Source organism: Palleronia sp. LCG004 (genome assembly GCF_032931615.1).
In the GTDB taxonomy this organism is placed as follows: Bacteria; Pseudomonadota; Alphaproteobacteria; order Rhodobacterales; family Rhodobacteraceae; genus Palleronia.
Genome location: NZ_CP136759.1, coordinates 2,572,691 through 2,596,109, shown reverse-complemented (window position 1 = coordinate 2,596,109; position 23,419 = coordinate 2,572,691). Strand labels below are relative to the sequence as shown.

Here is a 23,419-nt window from a genome sequence, read left to right as displayed (position 1 = left end):
TGTCATCCTTCGCGATGCCGCGGACCGGCTCCGCGACGCTCTAGCAGGCGGTCCGTCCGCGGTCCACGATCGTCGCCAGGACCTCGTCGGGATCGCGCCGCCACCAGTCGCGATCCGAGAAGATCTCGACCTCGGCGAGCCCGTCGAAGCCCTGCGCCTCGACCAGCCCGCGCAGGCGCGGGATGTCGATCACGCCGTCGCCCATCATGCCCCGGTCGGTCAGCAGGTCGCGCGTCGGCACCAGCCAGTCGCAGACGTGGAACGCCATGATCCGCGCGGACCCCGCCCGCGCGATCTGCGCGGCGAGATCCGGGTCCCACCAGACGTGATAGACGTCGAGCGCGACACCGATCCCCCCGCCCAGACGGTCGCAGATGTCGAGCGCGTGGGCGGTCGTGTTCACGCAGGCCCGGTCGGCGGCATACATCGGATGCAGCGGCTCGATCGCGATCTTCACGCCCGCCCCCCGCGCATGCTCGAGCGTGCGGGCGAGCCCCTCCTCGACCAGATCCCAGGCGCGGGGCAGATCCTTCGACCCCCGCGCGAGCCCCCCCACCACCATGACGAGGCATTCGGCCCCGATGGCGGCGGCCTCGTCCACGGCGCGCCTGTTGTCGTCGACGACGCCTTGGTCGATCGCGCCGCTCTCGGTGAACCAGCCGCCCCGGCAGAGCCCCGAGACCTGCAGGCCCGCATCGCGGATCGCCCGCGCCGCGGTCCGGGTGCCCATCTCGTGGAGCTTGTCGCGCCAGGGCGAGATCCCCCCGATCCCGTGCCGCGCGCAGCCCTCGATGCATTGCGCGAGGGTCCATTGCTCGCGCAATGTCGCGGTGTTGAGCGACAGCCGCTCGGGCCCGAGCCCGCTCATGCCGCGACCCCGCGCGCGGCGAAGACCGCGCGGGCGCGCGCCGCCGCCATGTCGGGATCGGCGATCAGCCCGGCCGCGTTGGCGAGCCGCACGATCTCGGCCAGGTGCAGCGTCGATCGCGTGCTCTCCTGCCCGCCCACCATGGTGAAGTGGTCCTGGTGGCCGTTGAGATAGGCCATGAACACCACGCCGGTCTTGTAGAACCGCGTGGGCGCGCGGAAGATGTGGCGCGACAGCGGCACGGTCGGCGCGAAGGCCCCGTGATAGGCCGCGGCGTCGCCCCGGGCCAGCTCCGACAGCGCCCGGGCCGCGACGGGGGCGATCGGGTCGAAGATGCCCAGCAGCGCGTGGGAATGCCCCTCCGCGTCGCCCTCGATCAGGTCGGGATAGTTGAAGTCGTCGCCGGTATACATGACCACGCCCTCGGGCAGGCGGCGGCGCATGGCGATCTCCTTCTCGGCCGAGAGCAGGCTGATCTTGATGCCGTCGACCTTGTCGGCGTTCTCGGCGATGACCGACAGGCACGTCTCCATCGCCGCCATGTGGTCGCCCGAGCCCCAGTACCCCTCCAGCGCGGGGTCGAACATCTCGCCCAGCCAGTGCAGGATCGCGGGCCGCCCGAGCCCCGACAGCACGCGGCCATAGACCCGCGCGTAATCCTCGGGACCCGCGGCCGCCCTCGCCAGCGCGCGCGAGGCCATCAGGATCACCCGGCTGCCGGCCGCCTCGACCGCTTCGCACTGCTCCTCGTAGGCGCGGATCACGTCGTCGATCGTGACCTCGGGCCCCGGAGCGAGGTGGTCGGTCCCCGCCCCGCTCGCGACGAGCGCGCCGCGCCCCTTCGCCAGCTCGGTCGAGCGGCGGATGAGCTCGAGCGAGGTCGGCCAGTCGAGCCCCATGCCCCGCTGCGCGGTATCCATCGCCTCGGCCACGCCGAAGCCCAGATCCCAGAGATGCTCGCGGAAGGCCAGCGTGCGGTCCCAGTCGAGCGCGACGTCGACCCACGGATCGGCCTCGGCCAGCGGATCGGCCACCACGTGGGCCGCGGCATAGGCCGTGCGGGTCCAGTCGCCCCCCGTCGCGGGCGCGGGGCCCGCTTCGAGCGTGACGGACCCGCCGGGCAGGTTCAGGACCGCGCTCACAGCCCCAGATCCTCGAGGTCGACCCAGCGACGCTCCTTCGACGACAGGTAGCCCGCCTGCGCCAGCTGCACGCCCTTGGCCCCCTCGGCCAGCGTGTAGGAGAACGGCGCATCCTCGGCCACGTGGCGCAGGAACTGCTCCCACTGCACCTTGAAGCCGTTGTCGAAGACCGTGTTGTCGGGGACCTCCTCCCAGTTCTCGAAGAAGTCGATCTGCTGCGGCTCGTCGGGGTTCCAGACGGGCTTGGGCGTGTTGACGCGGTGCTGCGACCAGCAATCGTGCAGGCCCGCCACCGCCGAGCCGTGCGTCCCGTCGATCTGGAACGTCACCAGGTCGTCGCGGCGCACCCGCGTGCACCAGCTGGAATTGATATGCGCCACGATCTCGCCGTCGGGACCGTCGAGCAGGAAGGTCGCGTAGGCCGCGTCGTCGGCCGTGGCCCTGAACCGCGCGCCCGCCTCGTCGAGGCGCGTGTCCACATGGGTGAAGCCCAGGCAGCTCACCGACTTCACCGGGGCCACCACGTTGTCGAGCACGTAGCGCCAGTGGCACAGCATGTCCGAGATCATCCCGCCCCCGTCCTCGGCGCGGTAGTTCCACGACGGACGCTGCGGCGCGAGGTCGTCGCCGGTGAAGACCCAGTAGCCGAACTCGCCCTTCACGCTCAGCATCTTGCCGAAGAAGCCCAGATCCCGCAGACGCCTCAGCTTCACGAGCCCCGGCAGGTCGAGCTTGTCGTGCACGATGCCGTTCTTCACACCCTTCTCGCGGGCATGGCGCGCGATGGCGACCGCCTCGTCGAGCCCCTCGCTCACGGGCTTCTCCGAATAGACGTGCTTGCCCGCGTCGATCGCGCGCCGCAGCAGGCCCGGACGCATCTGCGTCGAGGCCGCGTCGAAGAACACCGTGTCGTCGGGATTGGCCAGCGCCGCGTCGAGATCGGTCGTGAACCGCTCCACCCCGTGCCGGCGGGCCAGCGCCTCGATCTTGTCGCCGTTGCGCCCCACGATGATCGGATCGGGCATCAGCCGCGAGCCGTCCGAAAGCGTCACGCCCCCCTGCGCGCGGATCGCCAGAACCGACCGGATCAGGTGCTGGTTCATCCCCATCCGCCCGGTCACGCCGTGCATGATGATGCCGATGCGTTGGTGTTTCACTCTCCCGCTCCTCCTGCTGAATTCCTCCCCGAACCCATAAACCTACCGGATAGTAGGGTCAATCGCGAAAAATATCCCCGCCAACACAGAGAAGTGCCAACACGGAGAGGTCGCCCCGACACACAGGTTTCGCCGCGAAACCTGTCAGGGCCCGGGGGACGCTCTGAGAAAGAAGGATAAAGCCGCACCGCGACCGTCAGGCGTCGCGCTTGGCGATCCAGTCGTGATCGGGGTGGTTCCGGAACCGCCAGTTCCGGCGCGGCCCGGCCATCACGTTGAGGTAGTACATCTCGTAGCCATGGGGTGCGGCACAGGGATGATGGCCTTTCGGGACCAGGACGACGTCGTGGTTCGCGACGCTCATCGTCTCGTCGAGGGTTCCGTCTTCGGTGAAGACGCGCTGATGCCCGTATCCCTGTGCGGGGTCGAGGCGGTGGTAATAGGTCTCCTCGAGATAGGTCATGTCCGGAAAGTCGTCCTCGTCGTGGCGATGCGGCGGATAGGACGACCAATGGCCGGCGGGCGTGAAGACCTCTGTCACCAGCAGGCTGTCGGCGACGTCGCGCTCCTCCATGGCGATGGCGTTGATGTAGCGTGTGTTCGTGCCCTTGCCGCGGGGGGTGAGGGCGATGTCGGCGGGGCCGATCCTCCGCGCTTCGTGGCCGCCCGCACCGGGTGCGGTGCAGACGCCAATGACGCAAGGGGTGGTGGCGCGGGCCTGCCAGTCGCTGCCGTTCGGGACGTAGAGGCAGTGGGGCGGGGTCTTCTCGAAGACATCCATCCGGTCGCCCATCTCGCCGAAATCGGTTCCGCCTGCCGAGAGCTCGGCCTTGCCTTCGACGAGCACGAGGATGGCTTCGCGGTCGCCGGTGGCCTCTTCTGCAGTCTCGCCGGGGGCGAGGCGGTAGCAGCTGAAGCCGACATAGGACCAGTCGGGCGAGAGCGGGCTGCGCGCGGTTTCGGGGGTGATGTGGTGGATGCGCCCCGTTTCGCCCGAGGGCCGTCTCAGCAGATCGCTCATCTCTCGTCCTTCCTGTCCGGGCGCGCGCCCTAGCGGCGGTCGAGCCCCGCCTGGCGCGCCATGTCCTTCAGCGCGGTGAACCCCACGCTCTGATACTCGACCGGATCGCGCGTGGCGGGATCCTGCTCGGCCTCGATGATGAGCCAGCCGTCGTAGCCCGCATCGGCCGCGGCCCGCAGGACGGGCATCATGTCGACGCAGCCTTCGGGATCGCCCGGCACGGTGAAGACGCCGCGGCGCACCCCTTCGAGGAAGCTCAGCCCCTCGTCGCGGACCTGCCGCATGAGGGCGGGGCGGATGTTCTTGAAGTGCAGGTGGCTGATCCGGTCCATGTAGCGCGTGGCGAGCGCGGCGGGATCGGCCCCGCCGAAGACCGCGTGGCCCGTATCGAGAAGCAGCCGCGTGTTCGGTCCCGCCATCTCCATGAAGCGGTGGATGTCGGCCTCGGATTCGACGATCGTGCCCATGTGGTGATGGTACCCCATCGCGACGCCTTCGTCCCGCGCGAGGGTCATGAGGGCCTCGAGGCCGGTCATGAAACGATCCCATTCTGCATCGTCGAGGACGGGCCGGTCGTTCACCGCGATGTCGTCGCTGCCGTGGACGGTGTTGGAGCATTCGCAGGCATTGATGTGGCTGCCGCCCGCGGCCCGGGTGAAGGCGATCCAGTCCCGCAGCGCCTTTTTCTCGGTTTCGATGTCGTTGACGAGCAGGTTGGTCGAGAACCACCCGGCGGCGAAGCCGAGACCGTATTCCTCAAGTTTCGATTTCAGCTCCGTACCGTCGTCGGGCATCTTGTGGCCCTTCTCGATCCCGTCGAAGCCGATCCGGCGGCAATCGTCGAGGCATTGCTCGAGGCTGATGTGATCGCCGATCGACCAATCGTCGTCGTTCGACCATGCGATCGGGTTGGTGCCGTAGCGGATCATGCCTTGAACCTGTCCTTGATCATGTCGTCGTAGCGGCGGCGTGCGGTGCGGGCCGTTTCGAGTTCGGAAACCTCCGGCGGGACCACGTCCCAGAACGCGCCGCCGATATCCTTCGGGGGGTAGGGCGTGGTGTCGATCACGATGACCTGCGGACGGGTCTTGCCGCGAGCGCGGGCGATTTCGTCCTTGAGCTCGGCGATGGAGGTGACCTTGACCGCATCCGCGCCCATCGCCCGGGCATGCGCGACGAAATCGATCTGGGGCATCTCCTCCCGTTCGACATGTTCGTAGAGGTTGTTGAATTCGGGGCTGCCGCTGCCCTGCTGCAGGCGGTTGATGCAGCCGTATCCGCGATTGTCGGTCAGTACGACGGTGAAGCCCAGACCCATCATCGCGGCGGTCGCGATCTCGCTGTTGAGCATCATGTAGCTGCCGTCGCCGACCATGCAGATCACGTCCTTGTCGGGCCGGGCCATCTTCATGCCCATCGCGCCGGCAAGCTCGTATCCCATGCAGGAATAGCCGTATTCCATGTGGTAGGAACCGGGCTTCCACGGCTTCCAGAGCTTCTGAAGCTCGCCGGGCATGGTGCCGGCGGCGCACATGACGACACTGTCCAGGGTTGCGGCGCGCTGCACCGCGCCGATCACCTGCTGGTCGGAAGGCAGTTCGTTGTCGTCGCCGGGCGCATCGGTGACCGAGGCGACCTCTGCGAACCAATCCTCGCGGATCGCCGAGACATCGGCACCGGCATGGTGATCCCCGAGCGCCGCGCCGAGCGCCTCTATCCCCGCGCGGGCATCCCCGATCACGGGAAGGGCGCGCCGCTTGTAGGCGTCGAAGGGCACGACGTTCACCTGGGCGAAGCGCAGGTCGGGATTCTGGAAGAGTCGCCAGGAGCCGGTGGTGAAATCCTGGAACCGCGTGCCGATCCCGATCACCAGATCCGCCTCGGCCGCGTAGCGGTTCGACGCGTCCGAGCCCGAGACCCCAATGCCGCCCAGGGCCATCGGATGATCCCAGGGCATCGCGCCCTTGCCGGATTGGGTTTCCGAGACGGGGATGCCGTGGGTCTCGGCGAAGGTTCTGAGCGCCTCGCAGGCGTCGGAATAATGCACGCCGCCGCCCGCGACGATCAGGGGGCGCTTCGCATCGCGCAGGGCCTCGGCCAGACGGGCCACGTCGTCCTCGTCGGGGCGGGGCCGGCGCGCGGTCCAGACACGTTCCTCGAAGAAGCTTTCGGGGAAATCCCACGCCTCGGCCTGCACGTCCTGGCAGATCGAGATGGTGGCGGGTCCGCAGCTTGCCGGGTCGGTCATCGTTGCGAATGCGCGCGGCAGGGCGGTCAGAAGCTGTTCGGGTCGGGTGATCCGGTCGAAATAGGCGCTGACGGGGCGGAATGCGTCATTCGCGGTAATCGTGCCGTCGTGAAAGGGCTCGATCTGTTGCAGGACGGGATCGGGCTGGCGTCCCGCGAAGACGTCGGAGGGTATGAGAAGGACCGGCAGGCGGTTCACGTGTGCAAGCGCCGCGGCCGTCACCATGTTGGTCGAGCCCGGCCCGATCGAGGCCGTGACCGCCATCGCGCGCTTGCGTCCGAGTTCCTTGGCATAGGCGATGGCGGCGTGGCACATGCCCTGTTCGTTCTGACCGCGATAGGTGCGGATCCGGTCGCGATGGGTGTGGAGCGCTTCGCCCAAAGCCGCGACGTTGCCGTGGCCGAAGATCGCCCAGACCCCTTCGATGAAGGGGTCGCCATCGGCGTTCTTCTGGGCCGCGACATGGCGCACCATGGCCTGGGCGGCGGTCAGTCTCACCGTCTTCATGCTGTCTCCTCCCTCGTCGCGGCGTCGCGTGCCGCGTCCCATGCGGCGGCCATCGCGCCGAATTCCCCGCGCATGCGTCGCGAGGCCTCGGCATCGTCGATCTGGCCTGCCATCCAGGCGCGCGCCGCATCGCCGAAGATCGTCCGTCCGATGGCGAAGCCCTTGACCATGGGGTGCCGTGCGGCAAGGCGGAACCCTTCGCGCAGCTCGTCGGTCGGCGCGTCGAGCCCGAGGACGAGGATACCGCGGACATGCGGGTCGCCCTCCTCGATCGCGGCGCAGGTCCGGGTCCAGGCGAGCTCGGTTGGCTGCGGTTCGAGCTTCCACCAGTCGGGACGGATGCCGGCGGCGTGGATGCGGCGGACGAGATCGGCTGTCGTGTCGTCGCCGACGGGGCCGACCTTCGACGGAATGATCTCGAGCAGGAATTCCAGCGCGTTGCGCCGCGCGGCCTCGGCCAGACGAGTGAGCGTGGCGAGCTGGTCGTCCCACATCGCCGCGTCGTCGTCGGGATGGCAGAAGCACAGACACTTGACCACGTGATCGCGGGGCCATTCCGACAGGCCGCCGAAATCCTCGCCGATCTCCTCGAGCCGCAGGGGCCGCGAGCCGGGGATCTCGACGGGGCGGCCGACCCACAGGCCGCGTCCCGCCGCGCCGTGAAGGGCGGCCTGTCCCAGACGTTCGTCGCAAAGAAGTCCGTAGCCCTCCCGGCCATCCGCGACGTCGCGCGTCGCATCGAGGCAGAGCCGCTTGAAGGCGGCGATCTTCTGCGGCGTGGCCCCTTCCATCTCCTCGAACTGCGCGCGGTGATCGAACGCGAAGACGCGCAGGTCGGGCAAGTCACCGATCCGCGTGGTCGCCCAATGCACCTGTTCGAGATCGCGGTCCTTGCGCAGCGCGGGCGTGACGATTCCGCGCCCGAAGAAGAAGCGGAGCTCCTCCCATGTGGGGTAGGCCGGGGCGCAGCCATGACGTGAGACGGCGAAGGCCCCGCAGGCATTGGCGTATTTGAGGGCGGTCGGCCAATCCTCGTCGTCGAGCCACCCCTTGAGCAGCCCGCTCATGAAACCGTCGCCCGCGCCCAGCACATTGAAGATCTCGATCGGAAAGCCGGGGCCGACCTCTCCCGCGTCGAGATCGTCCGGGATCGGACCCGGAAAGGCCGCAGCCCCCATCGCCCCCCGCTTGCAGACGAGCGTGGCGTCCGAGACCTCGCGAACCGCGCGCAAAGCCGCGATCGTGTCGGTGGTGCCGCCGGCGATGTGAAATTCCTCCTCGGTGCCGACGACGAGATCGAAGAGATGCAGGGTCGATCGCAGCTTCTTCGTCACGGCATCGGACGCGATGAACCGTTCTTCCCCCGCGTCGTGACCGGCGAGCCCCCAGAGGTTCGGTCGATAGTCGATGTCGAGCGCGGTGCGGCAGCCGTTGCTGCGTGCCAGATCCAGCGCCTTCAGGACCGCGCGCTCGGTCTGCGGGTTCGACAGATGCGTGCCGGTCGCCACGACGGCGCGGGCGCGGGCGATGAAGCCCTCGTCCACATCGTTCTCGGACAGGGCCATGTCGGCGCAATCGGTGCGGTAGAAGATCAGCGGAAAGCGGTCCTGCGCCTCGATGCCGAGAATGGCCAGCGCGGTGAGACGCTGCGGATCGGTCGCCACGGCGGTGACGTCTACGCCTTCGCGGACCAGCTCCTCGCGGATGAAGCGGCCCATCGCCTCGTCGCCGACGCGCGTCATGAGCGCCGAGCGCAGGCCGAGCCGGGCGGTTCCGGCCGCGATGTTGGTTGGGCTGCCGCCGATATACTTGCGGAACGAGCGCATGTCCTCGAGCCGCCCGCCGACCTGCATCCCGTAGAGATCGACGGAGGAGCGGCCGATCGTGATGACGTCGAGATCGCGCATCAGCCCGCCCCGTCGAGGATCTCGGCGACCTCGACCACGCGGCCCTCGGTCGCCGCGCGGGTCGCGGCATCGGCCAGGACCAGCGCCATGAGCCCGTCGCGGCCGGTGATCTCGGGGGCGCGCCCCTCGCGGAGGCAATCGGTGAAATGCCCGATCTCGGCGAGATAGGCCTCGTGGAAGCGGTCGATGAAGAAGTTCGGAAGCGGCTCCTGCCGGAAGCCGTCGACCTTGCCGACGCTGACCCGGTCGCCGTCGTGGTTCTTCATGAAGGCCGCGCCCTCGGATCCCAACACCTCGGCCCGCATGTCAGCGCCGTAATGGCTGCGACGCGTGTTCGAGATCACGCATTGCCGGCCCCGCGCCGTCGTCAGAAGCGTGTTCACGCTGTCGAAATCGCCGAATTCCTCGAGTCCCCGGTCGATGAGGGCCGAGCCCGTCGCCTGAACCCGGACCACCTCGTCGTCGAGCAGCCAGCGCGCGATGTCGAAATCGTGGATCACCATGTCACGGAAGATCCCGCCAGACCCCCTGAGATAGGAGGCAGGCTGCATCGCGGGATCGCGGGAGGTGAGGTTGACCATCTCGACCGTGCCGATCGCGCCGCTGGTGATCCGCGACTTGAGCGCGCGGTAATCGGGGTCGAAGCGACGCTGGAAGCCGATCATGAGGGGCGTTCCGGCATCCTCGGCCACGGCGATGCAGGCGCGCGCCCGGTCGACCGAAAGGTCGATGGGCTTCTCGCAGAAGATCGCCTTTCCAGCACGGGCCGCGCGTTCGATGAGGTCGGCGTGACCGTCGGTGGGAGTGCAGATCAGGACGCCGTCGATCTCCTCCGAGGCGAGGATGTCCTCGACGCTTCGGGGCTGGCCGCCGTGGCGCGCCGTGACCTCCTCGGCGGCGGAGGCGTCGGGATCGAAGGCCCCGGCGAGCGTCGCGCCGGGTGTCCGGGCAATGGCAGCGGCGTGGACCTTGCCGATGCGGCCGCAGCCGATCAGACCATAGGTGACGGTCATGGCGATGCTCTCCTCCTCGATCCGGCGGGACCGATACGTCGATCGATCCAATTCCGGATATGATCGAGATATTCCATTATGCCGATGTCATCAACATTTATGGAAGTAATATTTCAATGCTTGCGCGCCGCTCCGACCCCGACCGCGAGCGTGGTCGCGAGGACCAGCGTTGCCGTCAGCGTTCGGAAGGCATCGACGTCGATCTCGCGCACGAGAAGTATCTCGTCGGCATGCCGGGCGAGAGGCGATTCCGCCTTGTCTGTGATCGCCACGACCTTGAGCCCCTGAAGCCGTGCTTCGCGCGCGAGGTCGATCGTCTCGGACGAATAGGGAGCATAGGAGATGGCGATGAGAGCGTCTTTCGGGCGCAGGCCACCCGCATTGACGATGCCGCCCGTCATCCCGTGCAGATTGGCGGGGATCCGCATCCGGTCGAACGTGTAGAACAGATATGTCGCGGCCGCGAAACTGCGCCGCATGGCCGCGATATGAACCATGTCGGCGCGGCTGAGTACGCCGACCGCGCGTTCGAGCGCGGCATGGTCGATCCCCTCGACCATGCGGTCGAGGGATGCTCGCCCCGCGCCCGCGAATTCGAGGAGGATCGGACTGGTCCGGGCACCGAGTTCGCGAAACCGGGCAAGGCGCGCATCGTAGGTCGGCCAGCCATCGGTCAGCTCGGTCTTGTAGACCTTCTGGAAGGCTGAAAAGCCGGAAAATCCCACCTGTTTGCAGAACCGCACGAAGGCCGAGGGCTGCACGCCCGCCGCCTGCGCGATTTCAGCAACGTTCGAGACGGCGATGCGTTGCGGGTTGCGCAGCACGAACTCGCCGCATTGCTTGAGCCGCTTCGGCATCGAGGGCAGCGATTCCTCGATCGTTCGGTGCAACGCGGCGACATCCGGCGGCGGGGTCGCGGGAATGTCCGGCATTTCGTCCTGCATGGCTGCTCCGATCGGGTGCGTCGGGCGCATGGAACGGATTTTCCATTCCGGGGTCAATCGGCACCCGGTGCAGTTCAGGCCTCCTGCCGGTCGGCGGCCTCCGGATCGGCGAGGATGACGGCCTCGGGGACGAGGTGGATCGCGGTCGCGGGCCAGTCGGGATCGTATCCTCCGGCGTCGGCGATGTTCCTGAATGCCATCCGCTTGTCCCGACCGAAGAGCATCATGGCCGCGCTGCGTGCCCGAGCGATCGTGGCGATCCCGACCGAGATCCCGTGCGTCGGAACCTCATCGAGGCTGGCAAAGGCCGGGAAGCTCGCCATGTTGTCGCGCCGGGTCTGCGCGCCGAGTTCGACGATGCGGGTCCCGGTATCGGGCGCGGTGCCGGGGGGATTGAAAGCGACATGTCCGTCACCCGCCCCGGAGGCCAGGAGGAAGAGGTCGAGGCCGCCGGCCGCCGCGATGCTGTCGTCGTAGGCACGGGGATCCGCCGGGTCGGGGAACCAGACATTCCCCTTCGGCAGGGCGAGGTCGGGTGGCAGGACCGCGTTCCAGTCCCCGCGCATGGTACTCTCCGCGAAGCGCCGGCAGGAATTGTGCGCATCGCTCGGCACGTAGCGGAAGTCCTCGCCGTCCCCCGCGAGATACTCGTCCATCATCACGAGGACGAGCGGCGCGAGCGATTGTGGCCGCTTCGCGAGACGCTTCGTCATCGCGGCATAGACGGGTCGGGGCGTGCGCCCCGTGGGACAGCCGAGGAGATACGTTCCGCCCGTGCCGTCGGCCCGTGCCACCGCGTCGAGGATCGTGTCGGCCAGCATGCGTCCGTGGATTTCGGCCGGCTGTACCTCGACGCGGATCATGGCGTTTCCTTTGCGGGGGCCGCGACGCTCGGGCGGCGGACAAGGCTGCAGCCGAGCTCGATCCGGCGTGCGGGGGCGGGCTCGCCCGGCGGATCGGTGAGGCGGTCGCGCAGCAGCTGCAGCGCTGTCGGCCCGATATGCTTGACCGGCACATCGACGGAGGAGAGCGGTGGCGAGCTCATGTCCGACTGGATGAGGTTGTCGAACCCCACGATCGAGATGTCCTCGGGCACGCGCAGTCCCGCGCGGTGCAGCACGCCGCGGGCATGGAGCGCGACGTTGTCGGAGGCGCAGAAGATCGCGGTGATGCCATCCCGTTCGATCGTCCTGACGAGGTCGTCGGACAGGATGCGTTCAGCCATGACGAGGTCCCAGGCCGGGAACGCGATGATCGAGGCCTGCGCGCGGTCTCGGCCCAGCTCGGCCAGCGCATCGAGATAGCCGTCTCGCCGCCTCTCGATCGTGGTGCGGCCGGCCCAGGTGATGTGCAGGATGTTGCGATGCCCCAGACCCGTCAGCCAGCGCACGGCCTGCCGCGCGGCGAAGCGGTTCTGCGGGACGACGGTGTCGATCTCCATCTCGGGGTCCTCGCCGTTGACGAGGATCATGGGCGGCAGGTCGGCGCGGGCTCGGGCCAAGGGACGCAGGAGTTCGGGCCGGTCGTCGTGCATCAGCATGATCGCGTCGCACCGCTCGCGCGCGACGGCTTCGACGACCTCCTCGGCGTCGAGATTGCCGTCGGACGAGGAGAGCGGAACGATCTCGACCCCCGTCGCGTCGCAATGTGTGCGGAGGGCCGACAGGATCGACCAGAGAAAGAGATTCGCCTCGCTCTCGGCCATGCCGTAGCCCGGCACCGCGACGAGCAGGCGCTTGAGCCTGACACCCTGTCGCTGCATCCGCTGGCGGTCGAAATGTCCCAGCTCCTGCGCGATCCTGAGGACACGGGCCCGTACCTCGTCAGAGATCTTGGCGGTGCCGTTGATGACGTGTGACACGGTGCTGATCGAGACCTCGGCCTCGCGCGCGATATCCTTGAGGCCTATCCGTCGGCGGGCCCTGGTCGGTTTCTCGGACGTCGTCATTTGATCCCGGTATTGGCGATGCCGGCCGTGATGTAGCGCTGAAGGAAGACGAAGATCAGCGTGACCGGCGCGAGGCTGAGAACTGTCATGGCCAGGATATAGTGCCATTGCGTCGTGAACTGACCCTGAAAGGCGTTGAGCCCGACCTGGAGCGTGAAGTTTTCCGGGCGGATGAGAACGATGAGCGGCCAGAGAAAGTCGTTCCAGCGCCAGATGATCGAGAAGATCGCGAGGACCGCGAGCGCGGGCGCGGTAAGCGGCAGAACGATGCGCCAGTAGATGCGGAACTCGCTCGCCGCGTCGATGCGCGCGGCCTCGATCAGCTCGTCCGGAATGGTGAGCATGTACTGGCGCAGCAGGAACACGCCCGTCGGGGTGGCGATCGTTGGAAAGATCACCCCCCAGAGCGTGTCGATCATCCCGAGGCCGACCACGACGAGGAAGGCCGGCACGATCACGACGGAAAGCGGGATCATGAGCGTCGAGATGATGAGCACGAAGATCACGTTGCGCCCCCTGAACCGGTATTTCGAGAGCGCGAAGGCGCACATCGAGTTCAGGATCAGCGTGAGGATCGTCGCCACGACAGTCACGAAGGCCGAGTTCTTGAAGAACGTGATGAAATTGAAATCCTCGAGCGGGGCCGTGTAGTTGCGCGTGGCGATCGAGATGGTCTCGACGGGCGCGATCTGCGAGGTATGCACCGCGATCGTCTCGCCGGGTGCCTCGGGGTCGACCATCTGCGCCTCGATCCCGATCCGACGCACGAGGGCGAGCTGCCGAGTTTCGCCGTCGATCTCGGCCTCCCAGAGCCCGAGCGGACGCTCGTAGCCGTCGACCGCGACCTGCTGGGGTGCAGTGGGAAGGAAGCTCGGCGGGAAGCGATTGATCTCCGACGGCTGCTTGAGCGACGTCATCGCCGCCCATGCGATCGGAAGCGCCACGATGAGCGTACCGACGAGAAGCCAGATCCGCACGATCCAGTCGGTCGCGTCAGGGCCGGACGTGCCGCGCGTGCGGGCGAGGAAACGGAAGACGGACATCGGGCTCTACTCCGCTTTCTGCGCGAGGCGCATCTGCATCAGGGTCAGGACCAGCAGCACCACGCCCATGACCACGGAGGCCGCCGAGGCCATGCCATAGAGCTTGATGTCGCTCGCGAAGGCGGTCTCGTAGATGTACTGCACGAGGAACGTGTTTGCCGTGCCCGGTCCGCCGCCATTCGTGAGCACGTAGGCCTCGTCGAAGACCTGCACGGCGCGGATCATCAGCAGCACAAGCACGACGACGAGGTTCGGCAGCAACATCGGCAGCGTGATCCGCCAGAAGACGCGCCACGAGGACGTTCCGTCGATCGCCGCGGCCTCGTAGATGTCGCGCGGGATGGCCTGAAGCCCGGCGAGCAGGATCAGCGTGTAGAAGCCCATCTGGAACCAGATCGACACGATCACGGTCCAGAAGCGCGACCAGAACACGTCGAGCATGAAGATGACCGGCTCGAGCCCTATGGAGGAGAGCATCCCGTTCAGAAGGCCGTTGCGGTCGAGGAACCACCGCCAGATGAGGCCCACGACCACCGGGGAAAGAAGCACGGGATAGAAGAAGATCGCCCGGAAGAAGCTGCCTCCGCGCACGATCCGGTTGAGCACGAGCGCCGTGACGAGCGAGACGGTGAGCATTCCCAGAACGGTGAAGGCCACGTACCAGAGCGTGTTCAGAACCGAGATCCAGAACATCGATTCCGCGCAGCTATAGGGTGACAGAAAGGTCTCGCAATCGAAGAGGCGGGCGAAATTGTCCCAGCCGACGAACGGGCGGTCGCCCAGCAGGATGTTCGTACCCCCTGTGAAGGCGTAGAAGACCAGAAGCGCGATGGGTAGGAACGTGAAGATCCCGAAGATCACCATGTTGGGCAGGATGAAGACCCACGGCATGTTGCGTCCGCCGATGCCGCGCTCGATCAGGTTGAAAGGGATCTCGACGATCCGCATCAGCTGCATGGCGATGCGAGAGAGGATGGCGGTCATGCCGCGGCCTCCGTCTCGGCGGGCGTGGGAACCCGGATGCCGTCCGCCGCGCGGAAGACATGGATACGATCGCGCGGCAGGTCGAATGCCAGATCCGCGCCCGCCTGGGCATTGAAATGATGCTGCACGTGGAGCGTGGTGAGCTCTTCGTCCGCGGGGTCGAGCTTGCCGTAGATGAACGTCTCGGTGCCGAGACTTTCCTGGTATTCCACGCGCATCCGATAAGGCCCTTCGCCCGCGCGGGCGTGCGACGGGCGAATTCCGATCACGACCTCCTCGCCATCGGAAAGCGCGGATGAGGCGACCGGCAGCGCGATGTCGCCCAGGGTCGGGACATGCGCCTGCGCCGTTCCACCCCCTGTCACGCGGCCCCGGAAGAAGTTCATCCTGGGCGATCCGATGAAGCCCGCGACGAAGAGGTTCGCGGGTCTGTCGAAGAGTTCGAGCGGCGTGCCGATCTGTTCCGGGCGACCCGCATTCATCACGACGATCCTGTCGGCCATCGTCATCGCCTCGACCTGGTCGTGGGTGACGTAGATCATCGTGGAGCGAAGCTGCCGGTGCAGGTTGATGATCTCGCCGCGGGTCTGGACGCGGAGCTTCGCATCGAGATTGGAGAGCGGTTCGTCAAAGAGGAAAAGCGCGGGTTCGCGAACGATGGCACGGCCGATCGCGACGCGTTGCCGCTGGCCGCCCGACAGCGCCTTGGGCCGGCGGTCGAGATAATCCATGAGACCCAGCATCGCGGCCGCGCGGGTGACGCGGTCGTCGATCTCGGACCGCTTCATGTTGATGTTCTCGAGCCCGAACGAGAGGTTCTTGCGCACGCTCATATGCGGGTAGAGCGCGTAGGACTGGAACACCATCGCGATCTCGCGCTGGGCGGGGGTGAGCGTGTTCACCTGCTTTTCGCCGATCTCGATATCGCCGCCGGTGATGTCCTCGAGCCCCGCGATCAGCCGCAGGAGAGTGGACTTGCCGCACCCCGAGGGGCCGACGAGGACGACGAATTCACCGTCGCGCACTTCGAGATCGACGGATTTGATGACTTCGACCGCGCCGAAACTCTTCGTCACTTTTTTCAACGTCAGACTGGCCATGCAATCAGGCTCCTGCTCTTGCGGGGCTTTTCGGCGCGACACCGCGCGAGACCCGGGGCGCGGGGCTCAGCGCGTCGAAAGGTGCCGGGGAGCCGTCGACCGACAGGCCGGCGCTCCAATCGAGGGTGAGATCGACGCCGTCGGGCACCCGGAGGGAGAGACGGGAGCCGTCTCCGGAAAAAACGGGAGAGAGCGCGCGCATCTCGTCCTTGAAGTCGTGAAAGCCCGCCTCGCCCGCGCCGGAGGCCACCCGGACGATCCAGCCGCTCCGGCGGCCGGAGAGGCGGAATTCTCGGCCGGCGGTCGCGCCTGACACGACTGGATTGAGCGTACCCGACGCCCATATCGCGGCATAACCGTCGCCCGCCCTCGCAAACAGCCAATGTCCTTCGGCTTCCAGCGCGTCGAGGCCATCGCGCGCCGCGAAGATGTGGACGAATTCCACCTCGGGTGCGTCACCGAGATCGTAGAGCAGCAGCGCATGGTCACGATGCTGCCCGACAAGCGGCAGGACGCTGTTGCCGGACCAGAAGGACGGGCGCTTGATCCCCCAGGGGTCGGTCTCGCCGGGGTGGTTGATCCAGAGGCGTGCCATCGGGTGCCCCGAAAGGCGAATGTCGACGACATGCTGCTGGTGGCCCTGCGTGCCGGGATCGTGTTCCACGACGCTCGAGAGCATGGAGGCGCGATCCTTCCAGAGGACGAGCTTGCCGTTGTGGTCGTGGCCTTGCGTATATCGCGCCTCGATCCCTCCGGGACCGTCGAAGAGGGCGTCATGCCGGGTCTCGGACGGTGCCGCATAGTCCGACAGGCAATAGAGCGGCAGCGCCGCGACACCCGTCCCGAGCCATCCCTCTCCGAAGGCCACGCGGCAGAAGGGTGCCAGTTCGGTGAGCGGCCCGGCCTTCAGCTCCTTGTCGTAGGCGCGGCCCTGGGAGCCCGCCGGAACGCCTGCCAGCGTGTGAAGTCCGATCATCGCGAAGAGACGGTCGAGGAGGGCGCGGCAGCGATCCTCGAGCGGCCCCTTGGCCCAGCCGACGAGCCCGAAGAGGCCGATGAAGTCGATGGGGTAATACGCGGCCGAATTCCATTCGACGAAGCCATGGGCCTCGACCGCGTCGAACCAGGCCGGAAGACGCTCTTCGGCGAGGCGTTTCTGCTCTGCCCCGGTCCGACCCGAACAGGTGAAGACAGCGTCCGGAAAGAGGTGCCCGGCGATATATTGCGAAACGTGGAAGCACAGGACGTGGTTCTCGCTCCAGAACCACATGACATCGTTGCCGGGCTCGTCGACCCAGTAGCGATAGTCGAGGATCGCGTGGCGGATCCGGGCGCGGTGTGCTGCGGGGAGGCGGTCACGGTAGAGGCCCCAGACCCAGAGCAGTGGCACCATCACGAAATCCGAACAATCCTCCCGGGCCTCGATCGAGGAAAGCGTGGCATCGAGGATCGCCTCGATCGCGGCGGGGTCCGTGTCCTCGGCATCCGTCGCATAGAGCGCCAGCAGCCGTCCGATGCGCGGATCGCCATTGCGTGCCGCGTGTTCGAGGGCCTCGCGCTTGCGGGCGTCCTCGGTGTCGGGCGGTGTGAAGGGGGCGAGGTCGTCCAGGAAGGCCGCGTCGATCTGGCGTTCGATCGAGACGTCACCGACCCGGAACGTCAGCAGGACCCGATGGAACCCCTCGCGGATCCCGAGCGAGCCATCGAGCGTCAATCGCGTCTCGCCGGCCTTGAGGATCGCGTCGGTATCGAGCAATGTCGCACGGTCGTGCTGATGCGAGACGATCCGGACCCTGATCGGCAGGTCGGTTTCCAGCGCTTCCTCGAAGACGAGGGTCATGGGTTCGCGCAGGAAGTAGTCGCGCGCCGGGCGGATTTCGGCGGCGAGATCGCGGACGGCCGCGATGAGTCGGGAATCCGCTTCCGCCCCGATCTCGATCCGGATCGACGCTCCGCTGCGATTGACGAGCGCCGCGCTCCAGTTCGTGTCCCTCTCGAAGAGGTCCTCCATATGCATGAGGATCTCGTTCGCCCCTTCCCGGAGCGGCAGGACGATCCGAGTACTGCGCGCCGCGTTGCGCTGGAACGGCTCGAAGCGTGCGGCCTCGGCACCATCGACCCAGAGCCGCACGCCGCCGCATGTCGAAAGATCGAAGGCATGATCGCCCGCCTCCCTTGCGACGAACGTTGCGCGCAGGAATCGCCGCCGGTGGGTCGGGGTATAGGCGAAACCATCGAATTCGACGCGCGGAATATCGTTCGGGGCGTAGAAGCCCGCGCCTTTCCAATATGCGGGCAGGTCGATGGGACGATCGCGCATCTCGGTCAGGAAAGCCCTTCGACAAGGCAACGGATCGGTGCCGGTGAAGCCGTTCCGGAACACGTAGTCCAGACCGAAGGGCGTCGGGGCGGGAAAGCCCGGATATCCGGCCGAGATCACGGGGCCGAGTTCCCAGAGTACGGCCGGTTCTCCGTCCTCAAGCATCACGGAATAGGTCGGTCCCGCCATCTTCGCCTCCCCAACGAAAATATTTGCGTCACTTCTGCACGCCGTGAAAATGAGAAACTGTTGATATGCAGTATTGTCAATGCTACGGAGAAAAAAGAATTCAAATAATGAAAAATTTGCATTTAAGTGTACGGCGCAGCAGGGAGAGAAGGAGGGCTGTCATGAACACATCCATCAAGGGAACGATGATCGGGGCCGCGACGGGCGCGCTTCTGGCGGGAGGGGCCGTCGCGCAGGACCAGGCGACGCTGACCTTCCTCTATACGGACGACAATCCGCAGGCGGTGGAGCGCGTGCGAGAGCTGACGCAGCAATTCAGCGATTCGCACGACGACATCGACATCGAGTTCATCTCGACCGGGTACGACGCCGTAATGCGGCAGCTTCCCATGCAGCTCGCCGTGGGGGAGGGGCCCGACATCGCCAAGGTGGCGGATTACACGCTCGGTCGCTACGCGCTCGACCTGCGGCCGTATCTCGACGACCCGGAGGCCTTCGTGGATCTCTACGGGGCGGATCAGCTCTCGATCCTGCGGCCGGACGACCGCGAAGGCGACGCGATCAACGGCATCATCTGGACCCGGACATTCAACCTGCCCTTCGTCAACGAGACGCTGTTCCAGCAGGCCGGTGTCGACCTGCCCCAACCGGGTGCCACGCTGCAGGAGATCGTCGAGGCATCCGTGGAGGTCGCCGAGGCCACTGGCGCGCAGATCCCGTTCACTCTCGACCGATCGGGTCACCGCATGGCCGGTCCGCTCCTGTCGGCGGGGGCCGAGATGATCGACGAGAGTGGCCACTACACCTTTCCGGACGATGCCGCGCGGGGCGTGATCGAGGAGCTTTACGGCTATACCCAGAGCGGGGCCTTCCCGCCCGAGATGTGGGGTGCCGCGGGCGGTGCCGCCTACAAGTCGATGGGCGAGGAATTCGCCAACGCGAATGCCGTGACCTATCTCGCGGGCAACTGGATGGTGGGCAATTTCGCGGACCAGATCGGGGACGCGTTCGACTGGACGGCGATCCAGGCACCTTGCGGACCCGCGGGTTGCGTGGCGATGCCAGGCGGAACTGCGATCATTCCGTTCGAGCATACCGACCACCCCGAGGCCGCGGCCGAATTCATGACTTACCTCGGCAGCGAGGAAGTTCAGCGCAAGCTGGCCGAGGAATTCATCCTCATCCCCGGGGCCAATATCGACGGTCTCGAGTACCAGACCGACAATTCGAGCGTCCAGGACGCCATGCAGGTCTTCAACGACAACCGCGAGAACGTGCCGCCGCAGGCTCTCGCGCTCAACATCGCGCCCGGCAACACGGCCTTCTTCAACGCGATCGTGCAGCGCATGTCGCAGCTCATCGTCGGGGAGCTGTCGCTCGAGCAGACCTACACGCAGCTCGAACGTGACATGGCCGACATCAACGCCGAATTGCCGGGCGGCGAGGATGCCGCGGCGCAGGATTGATCGACGGGCCGGGGCGGGCAATGGGTCGCCCCGGCGCATATGCGATGCCGGATCCGCCGGCAGGATCGCGATCCCCTTTCAGGAGCCGACGATGCCAGAAAAACTCAATGTCGCGATCGTGGGTTGCGGCATCGGAGAGGAACATCTGAGCCACGGATTCGCCCGTGCGCCGGATCTGTTCGACGTGCGCGCGGTCTGCGATCTCGACCCCCGCCGCCTTGCGGACGTGGCCGCGCGGCACGACGTGCCCGAGACGACGACCCGCTTCGAGGACCTGCTGGGGCGCGAGGATATCGACGTGATCGACATCTGCACCCCGCCTGGGCTTCACCATGATCAGACCGCGGCCGCGCTTCGGGCGGGCAAGCACGTCATCTGCGAGAAGCCGCTCGTCCGGTCGCTCAGCGAACTCGACGGGATCGAGGCGATCGCGGCGCATGCCTCCCGGCTGGTCATGCCGATCTTCCAGTATCGCTTCGGCACGGGCGTCGCTCAGGCGCGGCACCTGATCGAGAGCGGACTTGCCGGAAAGCCCTATCTCGCGACGGCCGAGACGTTCTGGCGGCGCGACATGGCCTATTACGCGAACGGGTGGCGCGGGCGCTGGCATACGGAGCTTGGCGGTGTGCTGACCACGCAGGCGATCCATATCCACGACCTTCTCACGCATCTCATGGGGCCGGTCGACCGGCTTTTCGGGCGGATCGCGACGCGGGTTAACCCGATCGAGGTGGACGATTGCGCGACCGCGTCGGTGCAGCTCGCCAGCGGTGCGCTCGCCACGATGAGCGCGACGCTCGGGTCCCGCGACCAGCTGAGCCGCCTGCGTCTGATGTTCGAGAACGTCACGATCGAGAGCAGCCACGACGCCTATGCCCCTGGGCGCGACCCGTGGACTTTCGTGCCGCGCGACGTGGAGACAGGGCGCGCGATCGATGCTGCGCTTGCCGCCGCACCGGACACGGCGCAGGGCTTCGAAGGGCAGTTCCGCGGCTTTCACCGGAGCGTGACGCAGGGGGACCCTCTGCCCGTGACGACCGGCGATGCGCGTCGCGCGCTCGAGATCGCGACCGCGTTCTATCATTCCGCGCATTCGCGCGAGGACGTTTCCCTGCCGCTCGGGCCCGGCCATCCGGCCTATGGCGGCTGGACCGAGTTCTGGGCCGGAACCGAGGACGTCGCATGAGAAGGGGGTGCCGGACCCGACCTTGCCGATGACCCTCGCGATCGGGATCGATATAGGCGGGACGGGGGTCAAGTACGGGCTTGTCGACGAGAGAGGACGGATCCTCGCGCGGCAGTATGATCCGCTGGAGGCAACGATGCCGGGTGCCGTGCTGTCCGAGATGATCCGCATTCGGGCGGAGGCGATGATCGCCGGCGCGCAGGGGGACATCCTGGGTGTCGGGCTTGTCATGCCGGGGCATGTGGACCCCCGGACCTTGCGCGTGATCCAGGGGGCGGAGAATTTGCCTGCCCTGTCCGATGTGCCGATCGCCGCGGATCTGGGTACTGCGCTGGGCCTTCCGGTCGAGGTCGGCAACGATGCGCTCGCCGCGACGCTGGGCGAGGCCCGCTTCGGTGCGGGCCGCGCGTTTCGATCCTTCGCGATGCTCACCCTCGGGACGGGTATCGGCGGTGGCCTGATGGTCGACGGACGGCTTGTCCACGGCCCGGGTGGCCAGCCGCCGGAATTCGGTGCGATCGTGCTCGACCTCGGGGGGGCGATGAACCCTCATGGACAACCCGGAACGCTCGAGACGATTGCGGGGCGTGCGGGCTTCGAGGCGGCCTTTGCCCGCGAGGGCGTTGATGGCCATGATCTCAAGGCGTGTTTCGAGGCGGCGCGCGGGGGCGACGACCGCGCGGTTCGGGCCGTTTCCTCGGTCGCGCGCCATATCGCCCAGGCGATCGGGATGATCGTGAACGCAACCTGCATCAGGGCCTGCGTGATCGGCGGGGGCATCGGAGGTGCCGGGCCCGTGCTGTTCGACGCCATCGCCAAAGCGCTTCCGGTGTCGATCTGGCCCGCCTTGGCGCAGGAGTTCCGCATTCTCCCGGCAGAACGCGGCAACGATGCAGGGCTTCTCGGGGCCGTCGTGCCCATTCTCGATCGCGGGAGGGCCGTGTCGTCGGATGCCGGCCAATTCCCGAATCGTGACGAAACCGGCGAGCCGCCGGCCTAGGGACGGGGGTTGAATCCCCTGCGGCGAACCACCTTTTCCTTGCGAGCAACGATAAGGATTGCCGATGTGAAGATCCGCGCGGACAGCCTGAAGATGGGGGGCTGACGTGCCTGACGCCCGCCCAACCGCTCCTCGCCGATCCAGCGGGCACGGGTGTTGCATTCGAGGTGCCGGTCCCTGAGGTGGTCTATCCTCTGCCGGTCGTGAAGAATTATCCCGCCCAGACCGGTGCCGACAGCCGGGGTCGCGCGGTCAGCGCATACGATACGCGATACAATCCCGTCGCCGCCATCCTGTTGGGCTTCGATGAGGTCTGGCAGTTCGGTGACAAGGCGTGACGAAACGGCGGCGCGAAAGGCGACGGCGCGATGGGATACGGTGCGACGCACATTCTCGATCCGGGGGCCTGGGCGCACAACATGGACTACGTCCTGTCCGTCATCGGTACCGCGCGCACCACGGATGACGCATTGCGCGCCTATCTCGACGATCGTCGGCGCAAGGGTATGTCGATCCTCGAAGCGTTCGGACTGTTCGGGCAGATTTATCGCGAGATGTCCGGTCCCGGAAGCACGATCGATATGGCGATTGATCCTTCAGCCGAAATCGCGGATCCGGAGGAGGCGGGCGGTGGCCTCGGATCGCCCGACAGCGATCTCGGAGCCCTCATGGTAATCATGGAGGCGATGCACGGATCGGAAGGTACGACCTCGCCTTGCCGCGGCCCTGGCGGATGACAGATATCGGCGAAGTCATCGAGACCGGCACCGAATTGGTCGGTGAGGCCGGGATCCTGGCTTACAACAGCAATGTCGCCGTCGTTCCGGCACTTCTTTCGGCGTGATCGGCGGCCGCATCATGGCGACAGCGGCGAGTGCCGCCTATCTCAACGCGCCGCAATTCGATCGGACGATGCACGAGGCATTCGTAGACATTCATGAGGTCTTTCCTGGCGAACTGCCCGAAGGGCAGGACTTCGCTACGCTCAGTGGGGGCGGCGCGGACGATCCGTGGGCCGAGACCAACGAGACGAAAGCGCTCTATCGCGAGCGGCTGAATCGTGGCCTCGCGCAGGTGGGGACGGTTCGTCGCAGCGAGGCCCGGCGCGCTCGGCACGGGCGAGGTGCTAGCTCGCGGCGGCACGCTTGCCGTCGGTGCGGACGGTCTCGCGCTCGAGGCACCGCTGACGGTCGAGGGCGGCATGCTTGAGCTCTTTTACGACGAGGTGCCGTCTGCGGGTGAGCGCATCGTCCTCGCCACCGCGCCGTCGATCGAGGGTGCATTCGACAAGATCCGTGCAGGGGATCTTCCGCACGAGGTCGAGCAAGGCGGGACCGAGATCGCCTTGCGCATCGCCGAGGCCGGTTGAAACGGGC

Annotated in this window: 21 protein-coding genes; 6 read left to right on the top strand and 15 right to left on the bottom strand. The window is 66.9% G+C overall.

What is annotated here, in order from left to right:
* Positions 1 to 40 precede the first annotated feature (40 nt).
* The 15 genes from RVY76_RS12700 to RVY76_RS12630 form a co-directional block, all read right to left on the bottom strand.
* Positions 41 to 868: a sugar phosphate isomerase/epimerase family protein gene (locus RVY76_RS12700; protein ID WP_317374463.1), complete on the bottom strand. Its 828-nt coding sequence runs from the start codon at positions 866 to 868 to the stop codon at positions 41 to 43.
* Positions 865 to 2,010, bottom strand: a complete 1,146-nt coding sequence (locus RVY76_RS12695; RefSeq protein ID WP_317374461.1) for a dihydrodipicolinate synthase family protein — start codon at positions 2,008 to 2,010, stop codon at positions 865 to 867. The genes RVY76_RS12700 and RVY76_RS12695 overlap by 4 nt, the downstream gene beginning before the upstream one ends.
* Entirely contained in the window at positions 2,007 to 3,167 is a 1,161-nt protein-coding gene (locus RVY76_RS12690) for a Gfo/Idh/MocA family oxidoreductase (RefSeq protein WP_317374460.1), read from the bottom strand. The genes RVY76_RS12695 and RVY76_RS12690 overlap by 4 nt, the downstream gene beginning before the upstream one ends.
* Before the next feature lie 196 nt (positions 3,168 to 3,363).
* Positions 3,364 to 4,188, bottom strand: a complete 825-nt coding sequence (gene iolB / locus RVY76_RS12685) for a 5-deoxy-glucuronate isomerase (protein WP_317374459.1) — start codon at positions 4,186 to 4,188, stop codon at positions 3,364 to 3,366.
* A gap of 29 nt (positions 4,189 to 4,217) precedes the next feature.
* The gene (iolE, locus tag RVY76_RS12680; protein WP_317374457.1) at positions 4,218 to 5,117 is read right to left on the bottom strand and encodes a myo-inosose-2 dehydratase; all 900 of its coding nucleotides are present in this window, start codon (positions 5,115 to 5,117) and stop codon (positions 4,218 to 4,220) included.
* Positions 5,114 to 6,943, bottom strand: a complete 1,830-nt coding sequence (gene iolD / locus RVY76_RS12675; RefSeq protein ID WP_317374456.1) for a 3D-(3,5/4)-trihydroxycyclohexane-1,2-dione acylhydrolase (decyclizing) — start codon at positions 6,941 to 6,943, stop codon at positions 5,114 to 5,116. Before iolD ends, iolE begins: the two co-directional genes overlap by 4 nt.
* Complete coding sequence (locus RVY76_RS12670) at positions 6,940 to 8,850, bottom strand: bifunctional 5-dehydro-2-deoxygluconokinase/5-dehydro-2-deoxyphosphogluconate aldolase (RefSeq protein ID WP_317374455.1); 1,911 nt, start codon at positions 8,848 to 8,850, stop codon at positions 6,940 to 6,942. The genes iolD and RVY76_RS12670 overlap by 4 nt, the downstream gene beginning before the upstream one ends.
* Positions 8,850 to 9,863, bottom strand: a complete 1,014-nt coding sequence (gene iolG, locus RVY76_RS12665; RefSeq protein ID WP_317374453.1) for an inositol 2-dehydrogenase — start codon at positions 9,861 to 9,863, stop codon at positions 8,850 to 8,852. The genes RVY76_RS12670 and iolG overlap by 1 nt, the downstream gene beginning before the upstream one ends.
* A 113-nt stretch (positions 9,864 to 9,976) precedes the next feature.
* Positions 9,977 to 10,837: a MurR/RpiR family transcriptional regulator gene (locus RVY76_RS12660; RefSeq protein ID WP_317374452.1), complete on the bottom strand. Its 861-nt coding sequence runs from the start codon at positions 10,835 to 10,837 to the stop codon at positions 9,977 to 9,979.
* A gap of 44 nt (positions 10,838 to 10,881) precedes the next feature.
* Positions 10,882 to 11,670 (bottom strand): 6-phosphogluconolactonase, encoded by a 789-nt coding sequence (locus RVY76_RS12655; RefSeq protein ID WP_317374450.1) that lies wholly within the window; start codon positions 11,668 to 11,670, stop codon positions 10,882 to 10,884.
* On the bottom strand, positions 11,667 to 12,755 hold the full coding sequence (locus tag RVY76_RS12650) for a LacI family DNA-binding transcriptional regulator (RefSeq protein ID WP_317374448.1): 1,089 nt from the start codon (positions 12,753 to 12,755) through the stop codon (positions 11,667 to 11,669). Before RVY76_RS12650 ends, RVY76_RS12655 begins: the two co-directional genes overlap by 4 nt.
* Positions 12,752 to 13,798, bottom strand: a complete 1,047-nt coding sequence (locus RVY76_RS12645) for a carbohydrate ABC transporter permease (RefSeq protein WP_317374447.1) — start codon at positions 13,796 to 13,798, stop codon at positions 12,752 to 12,754. The genes RVY76_RS12650 and RVY76_RS12645 overlap by 4 nt, the downstream gene beginning before the upstream one ends.
* 6 nt (positions 13,799 to 13,804) lie before the next feature.
* On the bottom strand, positions 13,805 to 14,782 hold the full coding sequence (locus RVY76_RS12640) for a sugar ABC transporter permease (protein WP_317374445.1): 978 nt from the start codon (positions 14,780 to 14,782) through the stop codon (positions 13,805 to 13,807).
* Positions 14,779 to 15,882: a sn-glycerol-3-phosphate ABC transporter ATP-binding protein UgpC gene (locus RVY76_RS12635; protein ID WP_317374444.1), complete on the bottom strand. Its 1,104-nt coding sequence runs from the start codon at positions 15,880 to 15,882 to the stop codon at positions 14,779 to 14,781. The genes RVY76_RS12640 and RVY76_RS12635 overlap by 4 nt, the downstream gene beginning before the upstream one ends.
* A gap of 4 nt (positions 15,883 to 15,886) precedes the next feature.
* Positions 15,887 to 18,391: a hypothetical protein gene (locus RVY76_RS12630; protein ID WP_317374443.1), complete on the bottom strand. Its 2,505-nt coding sequence runs from the start codon at positions 18,389 to 18,391 to the stop codon at positions 15,887 to 15,889.
* A gap of 161 nt (positions 18,392 to 18,552) precedes the next feature.
* On the opposite strand from RVY76_RS12630, the gene RVY76_RS12625 reads away from it, so the two are divergent.
* The 6 genes from RVY76_RS12625 (at position 18,553) to RVY76_RS12600 (ending at position 23,412) form a co-directional block, all read left to right on the top strand.
* Positions 18,553 to 19,857: an ABC transporter substrate-binding protein gene (locus RVY76_RS12625; protein ID WP_317374442.1), complete on the top strand. Its 1,305-nt coding sequence runs from the start codon at positions 18,553 to 18,555 to the stop codon at positions 19,855 to 19,857.
* A gap of 91 nt (positions 19,858 to 19,948) precedes the next feature.
* Positions 19,949 to 21,043: a Gfo/Idh/MocA family oxidoreductase gene (locus RVY76_RS12620; RefSeq protein ID WP_317374441.1), complete on the top strand. Its 1,095-nt coding sequence runs from the start codon at positions 19,949 to 19,951 to the stop codon at positions 21,041 to 21,043.
* A gap of 28 nt (positions 21,044 to 21,071) precedes the next feature.
* Positions 21,072 to 22,043 (top strand): ROK family protein, encoded by a 972-nt coding sequence (locus RVY76_RS12615; RefSeq protein WP_317376768.1) that lies wholly within the window; start codon positions 21,072 to 21,074, stop codon positions 22,041 to 22,043.
* A gap of 182 nt (positions 22,044 to 22,225) precedes the next feature.
* A complete protein-coding gene (locus tag RVY76_RS12610; protein WP_317374440.1) occupies positions 22,226 to 22,381 on the top strand; it encodes a hypothetical protein in 156 nt (51 codons plus the stop codon).
* A gap of 30 nt (positions 22,382 to 22,411) precedes the next feature.
* Positions 22,412 to 22,780, top strand: a complete 369-nt coding sequence (locus RVY76_RS12605; RefSeq protein WP_317374438.1) for a hypothetical protein — start codon at positions 22,412 to 22,414, stop codon at positions 22,778 to 22,780.
* A gap of 323 nt (positions 22,781 to 23,103) precedes the next feature.
* Positions 23,104 to 23,412: a hypothetical protein gene (locus tag RVY76_RS12600; protein WP_317374436.1), complete on the top strand. Its 309-nt coding sequence runs from the start codon at positions 23,104 to 23,106 to the stop codon at positions 23,410 to 23,412.
* Positions 23,413 to 23,419: the final 7 nt, after the last annotated feature.